The following is a 14,361-nucleotide window of genomic DNA, read 5'->3' as shown; positions in this document are numbered from 1 at the left end:
ACCATGAATAAATCAAAAGTTACTTATAAAGCGGACGGTACTACCAAGGCTTTTACCGTTTCCATGCCGTACTTGCGGCAAAAACATATCATTGTTGAAGTGAACGGGGTACAAAAGCCCTATCGTTGGCTTAATGACACAAAAATAGAGCTAGCAACCGCCCCCGTTTCGGGGGCTTTTGTTACTATCATTCGGCAAACACCAACCGAACCTCTTTACATAGTTGAAAACAACCGCCCAATCCCCGCCTTCTATATCAATGAATTAACCCAACAGGCGATTTATGTTGCTGAGGAAAACCGCGGTGAACAGGGTGTAAAAGGTGATAAGGGAGACCGAGGTATACAGGGTATTCAAGGCGTGAAAGGCGATAAGGGCGACCGTGGTATACAAGGTATCCAAGGCATAAAAGGTGATAAGGGCGACCGTGGTATACAAGGTATCCAAGGCGTGAAAGGAGATAAAGGCGACCGCGGTTTACAAGGTATCCAAGGCGTAAAAGGTGATAAGGGCGACCGTGGTTTACAAGGTATCCAAGGCATAAAAGGTGATAAGGGCGACAAAGGCGACCGCGGTTTACAAGGTGTCAAAGGAGATAAGGGCGACAAAGGCGATAAAGGAGAGCAAGGTCTTGTCAGTGAGGCCTATGTGCAATTTATTGTAGAACGACACATAGAACGTATCATAGAAGCGCTTCCCAAACCACCTCCACCAGCGCCGCGCCCCACACCACAACCAGAACCCCCACCTATTCCCGACTATACACCGTCAGATGAGAAGCCCGATATAGAACTCAAATATACGCAGAGTGGCCGTATTGAATGGCCTAAAGATATCAAAGATACAAGTCTTGTGGAGGTTTGGGCTTGGGGCGGTGGTGGTGGTGGTGCTTACAGTAGCCATACTAATCGCTCTGAAGGAGGAGGAGGAGGTGGTGGTGGTGGTGGTGAATGTGTCATCAAGAAGTTTCTTAAGAAAGAATTAGAAGACCAAGACGCCTTTATAATTGGCAACGGGGGCCATATAAGCGGAGATGGTGGCGACACCATGCTTGGCGGTGACCTTGTTATATTAGCCCGCGGCGGTGAGGGAGGTGGTGGCAATGGTGGTAAGGGAGGTGGAGGCGTAAAGGGTGGTACCTCTTATCAGTTAGCGTCTTCTTCTGCTTATGGTGGCGGTGGTGGAGCCTTTAGAGGAGGCCAAGGTGGAGCGTCCATTTACGGCGGCGGTGGCGGCGGCGGTGGCGGCGGCACTGCATCATATGACACATTTTATAACCCCAAAGGAAGTGCTGGAGGCGCTTCCACCTATGGAGGCAAAGGAGGCGCAGGTGGCGATCAAGGTACGCCCGCTAAGCCGCTCACGCCAACTAAACCAGCTAGCCCTGCTGGCAACGGAGACAATGGTGCTGATGGTGAATTTCCAGCTGGCGGCGGTGGTGGCTGTGGCGGCAGCGGCCAAGGCTATAAAGGCATGGGGGATGGCTATAATGGCCTTGGTGGAAAAGGAGCCGCTGGTATGCTCCTTCTCAAAATATGGCTCAACCCAAAATAATAGGAAACACAGCATGTATTACGCAGTTGTAAAAGAGGGCGTGGTGATTAACACAATCGTTGCGCCCGAGAACTACACCTATCCATTCGATGACGGGGAAGCTATTCCCTCTGATAAGGCGGGTATTGGTTGGACGTATAAAGACGGCCAATTCACCCCGCCAACACCACTAGAAGAACTATCAAAGGAACCTAAAGGAGATCTCAAAGAAGAACTCTTAGTTGAACCTAAAGAACCAACAGAAGAACCCAAAGTAGACCAAGCGTCCTAACGTGTTCCTCTAAAATCAATTTTAACCTATCTAAAACGGTCATAGAAGCGCTTTTAATGTCTTTTGGTAGTTAACACCGCCAAAAGCAAAACGCCTCTCTATGGCCGTTTATATGTAAAAACAAAATAAGGATATCATGAACACATTCCCTCCACCCACAGACACGCCTTTTAAAGACAGTGTAGATCTAATCGTAGCCGGAGGCGCCTTGTATAGCCCGCTTTGGTTGCCTTGGTTGTTGACAGTCTCACATACAATGGCACTTTTATTACAGATACTTAGCATCATTTGGCTTATCATACGCCTTGGGTCATGGTTTAAAAGACGTCGACGCAAAAACAAGAAAAACAGGAGTAGTAATGATGACTGAAAACACACAAAAAGCTAGTCTTGACCTTCTAGAGCGCCTCCATAATCTCATAGCAAAAGACATGCTAGCAAGACTAGAAAGCGGCGAATGTGAGGCCAAGGATTGGGCGGTTATTGTCAAGTTCCTAAAGGATAACGGTATTGATATGGCCTTTGATCAAAGCCAAGATGCCACAGAGAACTTAACAAGAACCATGGAAGAAGCCGAAAGAAGCTTAAGGAGTATGTTAGTGAACTAGAGGAGGACGGGGGGGGAGGATTTACTTAATAGTGTTATAATAGTTCATAAAATCATCAAAGGCTTTATCAGCCTCCTCTTCAGTCTTTGAATTTCTTAAGCGCACTATCTCCTTAGGAGCTATTGTTTCTAATTCTTGTTGAAAAAAGTCTAGTTGGATCTTTAAATTATGCCAATCTTCCCCCTTTTCTTTGGCATAAGCCTTAAGCTCAGGGACTCGTTTATTCCAATGCGCTATGCCTATATCTTGGTTATAGTCATCAGGGTACCATTTGCTATTAAACATTCTATTATCATTATCAAACGTTGTACCATCTAGAAAAAGTCCACTTAAAATTGCCGGAATTTGGTAAGGCAACCAATTTTTTTTAAAATAAACGCGTGCTAATCGAATACGCTTATATAATTTTAAATCAGATCTATTCCTTTCTAACTCAATCTGTAGAGAAAGAAGATTCATACGAATTGTATAAATATCATTATCAATTTTACTATCAGTGTTCTTATACCAAAAGTAGTTTAGATTATATTCAATTCTAGATAAGCTATCTTGTATGCTATATATCATTGAAAGAAACTTTTCTCCATCTATTATTCCTAGATAGCTTTCACTTTCAAAGTGTCTCAACTGCTCTCTTGTGAAATTAATATCCTTATCAATAGCGCTTAATTCTTCCTTCACATCAGCCCCCGCTGGTACACAGAACAAAACCATGCACAGCCCAAACGCGGCTAAAACCTTCCCTATTCTCATCCCAAAAATCCCCATCAGTCCACTTCCCCTAACATTTAACCCAAGGAGGATTACAGAATATGCACAAAATAAGCAACCCAAAAGAAGATTTTAGAGTGTTTCTATTCTTCGTTTGGAAGCATCTAAACCTACCACCGCCTACACGATCACAGTATATCTTAGCAGAATGGCTAGCCAACGGCTCTAATCGTCTTGTTATTCAAGCGTTCCGTGGTGTTGGTAAGTCTTTCGCCGCCGCCGCCTATGTTTGCTGGAGACTTCTCAACGACCCCCAAATTAAAATCATGGTCGTATCAGCCTCTAAAAGCCGTTCTGATGACTTCTCAAGCTTTGTTTTAAAATTAATTGATCAGATGCCCCTCTTGCAACATTTGCGGCCAAGAGACGGTCAAAGGTCTTCCAAAATATCCTTTGATGTTGCCCCTGCAACGGCTGATCAGTCACCTTCGGTTAAATCTGTAGGCATCACAGGCCAATTAACCGGCTCTCGTGCTGATCTGATTATTGCTGATGATATAGAGGTAACAGGCAACTCTGCAACACAGATGATGCGTGATAAACTCAAAGAACTTGTCAAAGAATTTGCCGCCGTCCTTAAGCCGCTAGAAACCTCTAAAATCATCTATCTAGGCACACCCCAAACAGAACAATCAATCTACAACGCCCTACCCGAACGCGGCTATGAGATACGTATCCTTCCCGCAAGATACCCTACAGAAAAACAACAGATGCGTTACGGTGCAAAGCTTGCTGAACACCTTGTCCAAGACTTAGTAAAGAACCCCAAATTAGTAAATCAACCGGTTTGTAAACGCTTTGGCTCTCACATACTCCTTGAGAAAGAAGCCGAATACGGCCGCGCGGGCTTTGCCTTGCAATTCATGTTAGACACAAGTCTTGCAGATGCCGACAAATATCCCCTTAAGTTGCGTGATCTTATCGTCATGGATACCGACCCCAAATTAGCCCCCGTAGAGCTTGCTTGGGGCAATGACCCCTCTCTTTGCCTCTCAGAGGTACCAACAGTAGGCTTTGACGGCGATAGGCTCTATAGGCCGTTTATGGTGTCTAAAGAGCATTGGCAACCCTATACGGGCTCTATCATGGCGATTGACCCATCAGGACGGGGTGAGGATGAAACCACCTATGCCATTGTCTCTATGCTTAATGGACGACTCTTCTTGCTGGATGCAGGAGGCGATAGACGGGGCTATGAAGAAGACGTCTTAGAAAGACTAGCCCACACAGCTAAGCAATATAGCGTAAAAGAAATCATCATAGAACCTAACTTTGGTGACGGTATGTTTAACAAATTGCTTACACCGGTTATGCAAAGGATCTATCCATGTAGGATTAGGGATAGTGTTCGTTCCGTTGGTCAAAAGGAGCGACGTATCGTCGACACTTTGGAACCCGTGATGAACGGCCATAGGCTGGTAGTTGACCGTAGTTTGATTGAACGAGACTTCAAGTCAACCCAAACATACGCCATAGAGCAACGAAACCGTTACCAGCTTTTCTACCAAATGACCCGTATCACCCGTGATAGAGGATCTTTGATGAAAGACGATAGGCTAGATGCCTTGGCTATTGCCGTCCATTATTGGACAGATGCCATGGGAAGAGACACCCAAAAGGCCGCCGAACAATCAAGACAGAAGATCATAGAAGAGCACATTCGGAAGATGAGAGCCTTCACCCCGTTTGGCAAAACCAAGCGTCCTACATTGGTGTACGACCCCTTGGCTTGAGTATACAGATTAGAATAGCTCTATTTGGCTCATAGAGGCTCATACAGCGGCGTTTAGTGGTCTTTTGGTCAAACCATCAAAAGAGACTAAACGCCTCTTGTAGGGCGTCCTAGAAGGTTTTGGAGGTTAAACCTTCCGGACGACTTCCCGTAGACAAAATTAGACAAAAAATCAGGCAAAATCAATCATTGAATTATTGTGTAAAATCAAATGGTTAGAATTAGGGTACCCTTACGGAAGAACCAAACCCAAAAATGAACCAAACGAAACTAAACAATGAACTAAACATAAACTAATAGATAACCTATAGCTAACTTAAGTTATAATATAAGTTAAGTTATAGATTACATAAAGGTTATTATAGATACCTTAAGTTTCTATAGGCTATCTATTAGTTTACCTTTAGCTAGCTTTAGTTAAACATAAGTTTAATTGTAAATTATTACTATGGTTATAAAGGCTGATAAAGGCGTGAGTAAACACATGCCTACTCCCGACTCACTTAAAAAATCTCTATCAAAAATTAGCTTACAAGTTCCTTTCCTTGATAAGCTAAGTCATTCCTTACAAACTTGCTAAACCTCCGTTAAGCCCTAGGTTTGTAAGGAATGTATCAACCCGTGGTAGGCGCAGAGACTGTCGACTACCCGTCCTCCAACACATGTTAGCCTCGTCGTTTCATAGGCTAACATGTGTTGGACTTCATCTCGACCCTAAGATGCTGAACGGGGATTAGGGTGGTTTAAAAATTACCAAAAAATTTGAAATACCCAATCAATCAAATAGAGCGCGCGTATCCCCCCGTATGGTTGGGCTATGAGACTTAATTTGTGAGTCGTGGTCACATCTTTAGTCACACGCGTACACTAACTCATTGGATTTCCTTGTAAAAAATAAAATGTAATAATATAAAATAGAGAAATCAGGCCTTTTTTAGGTTGGTTTCTCTATTTTTTTCGTAGTCTTATGTTTTTCTTTGTTCCTCTTTTGTTTTTAACTTATTGCTGTTTGAAAATAATTTCATAATCTTCATTTTTCCTGTTGACAAGATAAAAATATCAATGATAGCCATTAGGGCAATCGTTAATTCGATTTGTTCTTTGACAATTGAATATTCTTCTTATGCATGGATTGTTTTAACTTTTCCAGCAAAAGAGGGGCGTTAGCTACATGACGCGCAGTCCAAAATGTAGCCGTCCTGCACACGCAGGGCGCACCTAAGGTGTTCCTTTGAACGCCTTTGGTGTGTTCTGTAGTCTTCTCATCAACGGCCTAAGCTAGCCTTAGGTCACCTCTAGAACACAAGTTCAACAATCCACCAACCGAAAGGAAATGAAAATGCAACAACTCATTCACATTCAATCAAAGACCTTCAACAACACTGCAGTGCAAACGGTCAACGCACGTGAACTCCACGCCTTTTTGAAAATTGGTAAGGACTTTAGCACTTGGATAAAAGCCCGTATTCAACAGTACGGTTTTGAGGAAAACGAAGACTATTTTTTAACGTTCCCCAAAATTGGGGAGCGTCAAAATGTGGTTTTAAAGGAGTATCACCTAACCCTCGACGTAGCGAAAGAGCTGTCCATGGTTGAGAAAAACGAACGCGGAAAGCAAGCCCGCCAATATTTCATAGAATGTGAACGCCGCCTAAAGGCCTTACAACCAAACTACGATCAAATAGACTATTCTAGTCCACGAGTCCTTCTTGGTGTCTTTACGCACCTACGCGACGAGAACCAACAACTCAAACTGGAGAATATTCACAAACAGGAAATCATAGAAACCTTAGAGCCAAAGGCAGAAGCCTTGGACAAGCTAGCGAACTCTAACGGCCTTTTTACGCTCTATGAGGCGGCCAAAAATTTAAAGGTAAGACCTAAATTCCTTACTAGCTATCTTGAACACACAAAATGGGCGTATCGACACAAGAAAGGCGCACCACTGATCCCTTACCAAGACAAAATCCAAAGTGGTTTTTTAGAAACGAAAGTTACCTCCTTATGGATTTATGGAAGCAATAAAACAGTAACATCAGTACGTATCACCGCTAAAGGCCTTGCAAAGTTAGCCACCGAACTCTCTACGGTGCACTAAGTCGTTGTAATCAATCAATGGTGTATCCACAACCACTCTTATTCAATTCGCGCAAGGCCGCGCTAAAGGCCGCTAAACAGCTAATTCCACATGCACCAATAAAGGTCGTACCAGCACGAATAAACGACCAAACAACGCAAGACGTCACGAAAGGCTTTTTCGTTAAGATCATTGGTGAAAAGCCTAATCAATATTCATACCTCTAAACAGAAGAAAGGATTTTTCATGAATTCTCTCACTAAAAGAGAAAATTTTTGGATTATGGTTCTTGCGGGTTTTTGCACAATGCCCCTTATTTTAATTGCTGTCGTCTATCCTACAGTACTTATGCTAAAGTTAATCATTTCCACCGCTTTTGGTCTTGAAACCCATAAGCCAACCACAGCACACAAAACCCCAACAACCATTGAAGAAGTTATTAAGCAAGATAAAGGCAAAGCGAGCGATTGTCTTTATTAAGGCGTCCTTATAGCGCGCCTTAATACACCTAACCACACAACTTAATCAGTACACAAAAGCCTATGCCTAAAGCATGGCTAAAGGCTCTTTGTGTCTAACGAAAGGTCTAAAACAATGGACAAGAAATACCAACTTACGAACGAAACAAGAGAAATCGACGGCCATACACTCTACCGTATCGAAGCCTTACGCGACTTTGACGATATCAAAGTAGGTGATTTAGGAGGCTTTATAGAAAGCGAGGATAACCTAAGCCATGAGGGTAATTGTTGGGTAGCAGATGATGCATGTATTTATGATGATGCATGTGTTTATGATGATGCAAAGGTCATAGACAATGCTTATGTTTCGGATAACGCGAGGGTTTGTGGTGATGCAACGGTTGCTGAAAACGCACGTGTTGAAGGTGACACGTGTGTTAGAGGAAAAGCACGTGTTGAAGGTAACGCGATCATTACACATAGCGCTCTGGTCGAAGGGAGCGCGCTTGTTGGAAACAGAGCATGTATCGAAGGCGGCGCGCGGATTTCAGAAAGTGCTCATATTGGAGGTAACACGGTTGTTACAGGTTGCGTAGAACTAGGCGGCTACACAGAAATCGACAGTGGAATTTTAGACCAAGCCTCCTAATCAAACCAATTAACAGAGCACACAAAGAGCTTATGCCTAAAGCATGGCTAAGGGCTCTTTGTGTCTAACGATAAGGACTAAACTAATGGACAAGAAATACCAACTTACGAATGAAACAAGAGAAATCGACGGCCATACACTCTACCGTATCCAATTACTACGTAACTGGGGAGGTTACACAGTTGGTGAGTTAGGCGGCTTTATAGAGAGCGAGGATAACCTAAGCCATGAAGGCGCTTGTTGGGTAGCAGATAATGCTTGTGTTTATGACGATGCAAGGGTCACGCAAAACGCGTATATTGCGGACTATGCTAGTGTCTCAGGCAGTGCTCATGTTTCAGGTAGTGCAAGGGTTCTTAATTATGCATTAATAACAAATCAAGCTCAAGTGCAAGAAGACGCGTTTATTAAAGAAGCTGGACGCGTTTCAGGCAATGCGCAGGTTTCAGGTAACGCTTATGTTAAGGGTCATGCACATATTACAGGCCATGCACGCGTTGCAGGTGCGGTTAAAGTTGACGATGATGTGTTAATCACAGGTTACGCAAACTTAACTGGAGATCTAAAAATAGGCGGCAACATAGTAATCGCCCGCGGTATTTAGACAAAGCCTCCTAATCATACAATTAACAGAGCACACAAAAGCCTATGCTTTTAGCATGGCTAAGGGCTCTTTGTGTCTAACGATAAGGACTAAACTAATGGACAAGAAATACCAACTTACGAACGAAACAAGAGAAATCGACGGCCATACACTCTACCGTATCAAAGCCTTACGCGACTTTGGTGATATCAAAGCAGGTGATTTAGGCGGTTTTATAGAAAGCAAACGCAACTTAAGCCATAAAGGCAATTGTTGGGTAGCAGATAACGCGTGTGTTTTTGACAGAGCATGGGTTTGTGGTGATGCAGTCATTACAGGCTATGCGCTAGTTACAGGCGAAGCGCTTGTTTCAGGCAATGCGCAGGTTTCAGGTGATGCGTGTGTTTCAGGCAAAGCACATGTTACAGGCAATGCTCAGGTTTCAGGCAATACATATTTTTTAGGCAACGCGCAAGTTTCTAGCTACGCAGATATTTGTAAAGACACAGTCATCACAGGGGAATAGGTATGAGAAAGAAATATGAACTTACCGACGAAACAAGAGAGGTAGACGACCGTACCCTCTACCGTATCCAAGCCTTACGCGCCTTTGGTAATGTCAAAGCCGGTGATAAGGGCGGCTTTATAGAGACCGAAGCCAACCTAAGCCATGAAGGTAATTGTTGGGTACTTGATAATGCATGTGTTTATGACGAGGCAAGAGTCACGCAAAACGCGTGTATTGCGGACTATGCTAGTATCTCAGGCAGTGCTCGTGTTTCAGGCAATACGTGGATTTCAGGTGATGTAGTGGTAGGGGGTTATGCTCATGTAGGAGAAGATGCCTACCTTACTGAGAAAGCGCGTATCACAGGAAATGCATGTATTTTAGGTGACGCGTGGATTTGTGGTAACGCGTGGATTTCTTTCAATGCACACGTCTTAGGAGCGGCGAGTGTTTCTGATAATGCACGTATCACAGATAATGCGCGGGTTTCAGGTAATGCATGTATTTTAGGCAACGCGCTAATCTCAGGCGAGGCTTGCGTTTCAGGTACGGCGAGTGTTTCTAACAACGCGTGTATTTTCGGCAATGCCCGTGTTTCAGAAAATGCTAAAGTTTTCGGCAACGCGCTAATCTCAGGCGACGCAATAATCAATGGAAACATGCAAGTTTCCGGTGACACGGTAATCACCGGCGCCCTTACCGGAAAAGCGGCATGATTACAATCTATAGCAAGCCAAATTGTGTCCAATGTACAGCAACTTATCGTGTTTTGGATAAGCACAATATATCTTATATAGTCGTTGATATATCAGAAAATAAAGATGCACAAACACTTGTGGAAAGCTTAGGTTATCGTCAAGTACCCGTTGTATTTCTTGATAAAGATAACCATTGGGCAGGTTTCAGGCCGGACAAAATAGCGGCCTTGAGTCGACCTAACGAATAAGGGGGGATCTAGTTTTGATTTATCAATAGGAAATGGAGGACTCAATACATGGTCAAACAAAGAGGCAAGTCTTGGCAAGCCGATGTACGCGATAAAAGCGGTAAGAGACATAGGCCAACTTTTAAAACAGAATTGGAGGCTACTACATGGGAACATAACGCACGTCTAGCTGTCTCTATGGGGCTAGCACCTCCAACTGCACCAGCTCTCAAAAAGACAAGAAAAAGTTATCTTGCGCCTAATAATTTGCGGGTTTTAGGTAACCTTTTTGAGTTCGTATGTCGTACCGAATGGTCGACTAAGCGTTCAGCACGTATATTAATCATTCATGGACGGTATATATGTGAGTATTTCGGTTACCAAAAGGACATAGCGGAAATAAGCGCAAGTGATATAACCGAAATGAAAATGAAGTTTACAAGCCAAAAGTTAAGCACTTCAACAATCAATTCGAAACTTTCGGCACTCTCTAAAATGCTAAAGGTTGCTCTTGATCATGAGGTGATAACCAAACTACCTCGTCTTACATGGTACCCAATTGTTAAGACACGCTTTCGCTATTTAGAGGAGGACGAAGAAGCAAACATATTGGAATATTTCCAAAGCAATAACCTACCACTCATGCATGACTTTACAGCACTTTTGTTAGACACTGGAGCGCGGTGTTCTTCTGAAATGTTACGCGTAAAGTGGAAGGATTTTGGTGAGGATTTTAAAAACGTAACCTTTTGGCACACGAAAACCAATAGACCGCGTACCATACCCCTTACTAGCCGTAGCCGCGCTATCCTTGAGAGGCTTTCGAACAGTAAAGGAAAACGTTCACGACCTTTTGAAGACTTGACAGAAAAGCAAGCCCGTATAGAATGGCGCAGGATGTGTGATAACCTCCAGCTATTGGATGTTACTTTCCATACCTTACGGCATACGTGTTGTACACGCTTAGTAAAGCGCGGTGCAGATATACGTCGTGTTATGGAATGGCTAGGGCATACGAATATAAATACGACTATGCGCTATATGCAACTTAAGCCTAGTGCTTTAGAGGATATTGTACATCTTTTAGAGGTAGCATAACAGAAAGGAGTAAATACCTTTCCGTAGGCGTTACTGAGAACTAAAGTGGTAAATTTTGTGTCCTCACTTGTGACCATATTATTTTTAAATGGTATCAAAATTAGGACACAAAATCCTTGAAATTCAGGGTTTTTCTTTTGGTAGATATTAGCATTATAGCTGCCTATCGTCGCTTTGCTGGGGGTGTTTACGCTCTTTGGTATCCCCTTAAACATTATCAAGAAATTCGCTGTTTTTTAGATGCCCTTTATAAGACGCAAATCCCCAAAATCTTGCGTCTTGAGCTTGCAATACGCACCCCCTCTGAGGGGCCTTCTTTGGATGGTAGCGGTATGATCATCATTAATCCGCCCTATTTACTGCGCAAAGAAATAAATAGTCTTGCCCCGCTTTTACTATCACGCCTTTCGCAAGACCCAGAAGCTAAGTTAACTAACGAATGGATACGCTATGAAAGCTAAAACCATTCTTAATAAGGAGCCAACGCCCAGATCATGTCTTTAGTACAAGGAAAAAATGACGCGATTCTTTGGGATAAAACTGCAAAGAGTCCTGCACTTGCAGGAATTTGCGGCCGCGCGCTCATTCAAGAACTTGTCAAAAATCTGCCTAATAAGCCTGGTGTTTATCGCATGTTTGATCAAAAGGGGGAGGTACTTTATGTAGGAAAAGCCCGTAATTTAAAAAAACGCGTGTCTAATTATGCCCGCGATACCGGCCATAGCCAACGTATCTTACGCATGATCAACGCAACTGCTGATATGGAATTTATCGTCACCCATACAGAAACAGAGGCGCTGCTTTTAGAAGCTAACTTAATCAAGAGGTTACACCCACGTTTTAATATTTTACTACGGGATGACAAAAGCTTTCCCTACATCGCTATTGCTGATAGTCATCGTGCACCAGGTATTTTTAAACACCGCGGCGTGCGAGCAGAAAAGGACACATACTTTGGCCCCTTCGCTTCGACCGCTGCTGTCACTCGCACAATCCATATTTTACAACGAGCTTTTTTATTACGCACCTGTCAAGATTCGGTTTTCAGCAACAGAACCCGCCCCTGTTTGTTATATCAAATCAAACGCTGTTCAGGCCCCTGTACTAATGAAATTAGCGATACCGATTATCAGGCACTTGTCAAAGAAGCCAAAGCATTTTTAGCGGGAAAGAGCCAAATCATTCAAACAAAAATTGCTGCTTCCATGCATGAGGCTGCCAAAAAACGGGAATATGAACACGCAGCCCTTTTCCGTGACCGTTTAAGTGCACTTTCTCAAATCCAGACCCATCAAGGTATTAACCCGCAAACGATTGAAGAGGCCGATGTTTTTGCCATCGCCCAAGAGGGAGGGATGAGTGCGATCCAAGTCTTTTTCTTTCGAGCTGGACAGAATTGGGGCAATCGTTCCTATTTTCCAAAGGTTGATCCCAGCATAGACACAAGCGAAGTCTTGGAAAGCTTCATAGCCCAGTTTTATGACAATAAACCCATACCAAAGTTGGTACTGGTATCTGAACCCATAAAAGAGCAATCCCTGCTTGAAGAAGCCTTACGTTTAAAAAGCGGGCATAAGGTTCAACTTGTCGTTGCCCAGCGCGGCACAAGAAAAATGCTATCCGATCACGCCGCCCATAATGCCCGTGAAGCGTTAGGGCGAAGGCTAAGCGAAGCCACCGCTCAAGCTCAGCTCTTAGTTTTGATGCAGCAAACATTTAATATTAAAAAACAAATACAACGCATTGAAGTTTATGACAATTCTCACATTATGGGAACCAATGCTGTGGGCGCTATGATTGTAGCAGGTCCAGAGGGATTCATGAAAAATCAATATCGCAAATTCAACATCCGTTCTAAGGACATCACGCCAGGCGATGATTTTGGCATGATGAAAGAAGTGCTTAGTCGACGCTTTGCACAGCTTACAAAAGTGCCTCTAGCTTGCATGGCTCCAGACGCAGCAATAGATGCCCCTTTTCCCGAGTGGCCTGATATTTTGCTCATTGATGGTGGAGAAGGCCAGCGCAAGGCTGTACAAGACATTATTGATGCTATAGGAGTGAATCAGCATGTCACGGTGATCGCAATCGCCAAAGGGCCTGATCGCAATGCTGGGCGTGAGCGTTTTTTTCTGGAAGGGCACAAGGATCTTAGCCTCCCGCCCAAAGACCCTGTCTTATACTTCCTGCAGCGTTTGCGCGACGAAGCGCATCGCTTCGCCATTGGCACGCACCGCGCGAAACGCAAAAAGGCTCTTATACAAAACCCGCTGGATGAAATTGAAGGAATTGGACCCGCACGAAAAAAAGCTCTTTTACGGTACTTTGGGAACGCAGCATCGGTACGAAATGCTGGAATAGAAGACTTACGCAAGGTAAAGGGTATCTCTAGCGCTATGGCACGCCAAATCTATGAATATTTTCACGAAAATTAAACTTGTTGGAACGCTTTCACATGCTTAAGAATAATACTAAATGAGAAGCCATAGGATTTAGTGCATGATTAAAAAACACACATTTTCTTTGCCCAATTTGCTTACCTATGCGCGTATCGTTGCAGTTCCTTTGGTAGTTTTGTGCTTCTTTGCAGAAGGGCGGCTCAAATCAAGTGATTCAGCACGCTGGGCAGCAGTGGTTATTTTTTTAATTGCCTCATTCACCGATTTTTTCGACGGCTATTTAGCCCGTATATGGCAGCAAACCTCAAATATAGGCCGTATGCTAGATCCCATCGCTGATAAATTACTCGTTTCTACCTGCTTATTATTACTTGCCGCCGATAAAACCATTGCAAATTGGACCTTATGGGCGGCTATCATTATCCTATGTCGCGAAATTTTAGTCTCAGGCCTTAGGGAATACCTTGCAGAATTGCGTGTGAGTGTACCTGTCTCTCAATTGGCTAAATGGAAAACAGCGATGCAAATGTGCGCTATTGTCTTGCTACTTGCTGGTTCTGCTGGGAATAAAATTTTTCCCTATACGATTACAGCTGGGCGTTGTATGCTATGGGTTTCAGCAATCATTACCTTATGGACTGGGCTTGATTATTTTCGTGCTGGTCTTAAACATGTGATCACTGATGAATAAATTAAGCCATACATAAAAATAGTGATCACTGCGC

17 protein-coding genes are annotated in these 14,361 nt (G+C 43.5%); 15 read left to right on the top strand and 2 right to left on the bottom strand.

The annotated features are described in order from the left end of the window. Positions 1-3 precede the first annotated feature (3 nt). The 3 genes from ACK28X_RS07620 (at position 4) to ACK28X_RS07610 (ending at position 2,433) form a co-directional block, all read left to right on the top strand. Positions 4-1,554, top strand: a complete 1,551-nt coding sequence (locus tag ACK28X_RS07620; protein WP_412058436.1) for a phage tail fiber protein — start codon at positions 4-6, stop codon at positions 1,552-1,554. 13 nt (positions 1,555-1,567) lie between these two features. Beyond that, positions 1,568-1,825, top strand: a complete 258-nt coding sequence (locus ACK28X_RS07615; RefSeq protein WP_412058435.1) for a hypothetical protein — start codon at positions 1,568-1,570, stop codon at positions 1,823-1,825. A gap of 359 nt (positions 1,826-2,184) precedes the next feature. Next, the gene (locus tag ACK28X_RS07610) at positions 2,185-2,433 is read left to right on the top strand and encodes a hypothetical protein (protein ID WP_412058434.1); all 249 of its coding nucleotides are present in this window, start codon (positions 2,185-2,187) and stop codon (positions 2,431-2,433) included. Between the two features lie 21 nt (positions 2,434-2,454). Here ACK28X_RS07610 and ACK28X_RS07605 read toward each other — a convergent pair whose 3' ends face one another. After that, positions 2,455-3,201 carry a phage tail tip lysozyme gene (locus ACK28X_RS07605; RefSeq protein ID WP_412058433.1) on the bottom strand — a complete coding sequence of 249 codons (747 nt, stop codon included), beginning with the start codon at positions 3,199-3,201 and terminating at the stop codon, positions 2,455-2,457. A gap of 44 nt (positions 3,202-3,245) precedes the next feature. On the opposite strand from ACK28X_RS07605, the gene terL reads away from it, so the two are divergent. Next, entirely contained in the window at positions 3,246-4,937 is a 1,692-nt protein-coding gene (terL, locus tag ACK28X_RS07600) for a phage terminase large subunit (RefSeq protein WP_412058432.1), read from the top strand. Positions 4,938-6,275: 1,338 nt separating this feature from the next. Further along, complete coding sequence (locus tag ACK28X_RS07595) at positions 6,276-7,034, top strand: antA/AntB antirepressor family protein (protein WP_412058431.1); 759 nt, start codon at positions 6,276-6,278, stop codon at positions 7,032-7,034. Between the two features lie 10 nt (positions 7,035-7,044). On the opposite strand, the gene ACK28X_RS07590 is transcribed toward ACK28X_RS07595, so the two are convergent. Then, a complete protein-coding gene (locus tag ACK28X_RS07590) occupies positions 7,045-7,206 on the bottom strand; it encodes a hypothetical protein (protein ID WP_412058430.1) in 162 nt (53 codons plus the stop codon). 53 nt (positions 7,207-7,259) lie between these two features. On the opposite strand from ACK28X_RS07590, the gene ACK28X_RS07585 reads away from it, so the two are divergent. The 10 genes from ACK28X_RS07585 (at position 7,260) to pgsA (ending at position 14,327) form a co-directional block, all read left to right on the top strand. Next, entirely contained in the window at positions 7,260-7,493 is a 234-nt protein-coding gene (locus tag ACK28X_RS07585) for a hypothetical protein (RefSeq protein WP_412058429.1), read from the top strand. A gap of 114 nt (positions 7,494-7,607) precedes the next feature. After that, the gene (locus tag ACK28X_RS07580; RefSeq protein WP_412058428.1) at positions 7,608-8,123 is read left to right on the top strand and encodes a hypothetical protein; all 516 of its coding nucleotides are present in this window, start codon (positions 7,608-7,610) and stop codon (positions 8,121-8,123) included. Positions 8,124-8,208: 85 nt separating this feature from the next. Next, positions 8,209-8,727 (top strand): hypothetical protein, encoded by a 519-nt coding sequence (locus ACK28X_RS07575; protein WP_412058427.1) that lies wholly within the window; start codon positions 8,209-8,211, stop codon positions 8,725-8,727. A gap of 97 nt (positions 8,728-8,824) precedes the next feature. Continuing rightward, a complete protein-coding gene (locus tag ACK28X_RS07570; RefSeq protein WP_412058426.1) occupies positions 8,825-9,232 on the top strand; it encodes a hypothetical protein in 408 nt (135 codons plus the stop codon). Between the two features lie 2 nt (positions 9,233-9,234). Then, entirely contained in the window at positions 9,235-9,930 is a 696-nt protein-coding gene (locus tag ACK28X_RS07565) for a hypothetical protein (protein WP_412058425.1), read from the top strand. After that, the gene (gene nrdH / locus ACK28X_RS07560; RefSeq protein WP_412058424.1) at positions 9,927-10,160 is read left to right on the top strand and encodes a glutaredoxin-like protein NrdH; all 234 of its coding nucleotides are present in this window, start codon (positions 9,927-9,929) and stop codon (positions 10,158-10,160) included. The genes ACK28X_RS07565 and nrdH overlap by 4 nt, the downstream gene beginning before the upstream one ends. A 48-nt stretch (positions 10,161-10,208) precedes the next feature. Then, positions 10,209-11,237, top strand: a complete 1,029-nt coding sequence (locus ACK28X_RS07555; protein ID WP_412058423.1) for a tyrosine-type recombinase/integrase — start codon at positions 10,209-10,211, stop codon at positions 11,235-11,237. Positions 11,238-11,353: 116 nt separating this feature from the next. Further along, positions 11,354-11,698 carry a 23S rRNA (adenine(2030)-N(6))-methyltransferase RlmJ gene (rlmJ, locus tag ACK28X_RS07550; RefSeq protein ID WP_412058422.1) on the top strand — a complete coding sequence of 115 codons (345 nt, stop codon included), beginning with the start codon at positions 11,354-11,356 and terminating at the stop codon, positions 11,696-11,698. Between the two features lie 33 nt (positions 11,699-11,731). Beyond that, positions 11,732-13,672: an excinuclease ABC subunit UvrC gene (uvrC, locus tag ACK28X_RS07545; RefSeq protein WP_412058421.1), complete on the top strand. Its 1,941-nt coding sequence runs from the start codon at positions 11,732-11,734 to the stop codon at positions 13,670-13,672. 67 nt (positions 13,673-13,739) lie between these two features. Further along, a complete protein-coding gene (pgsA, locus tag ACK28X_RS07540; RefSeq protein WP_412058505.1) occupies positions 13,740-14,327 on the top strand; it encodes a CDP-diacylglycerol--glycerol-3-phosphate 3-phosphatidyltransferase in 588 nt (195 codons plus the stop codon). The last annotated feature ends 34 nt before the right edge of the window (positions 14,328-14,361 follow it).

This window comes from Bartonella sp. DGB2 (assembly GCF_046843095.1).
Taxonomy (GTDB): Bacteria; Pseudomonadota; Alphaproteobacteria; order Rhizobiales; family Rhizobiaceae; genus Bartonella.
The sequence above is the reverse complement of the archived record's forward strand: the minus strand, read 5'-3'. Positions and strand labels throughout refer to the sequence as shown.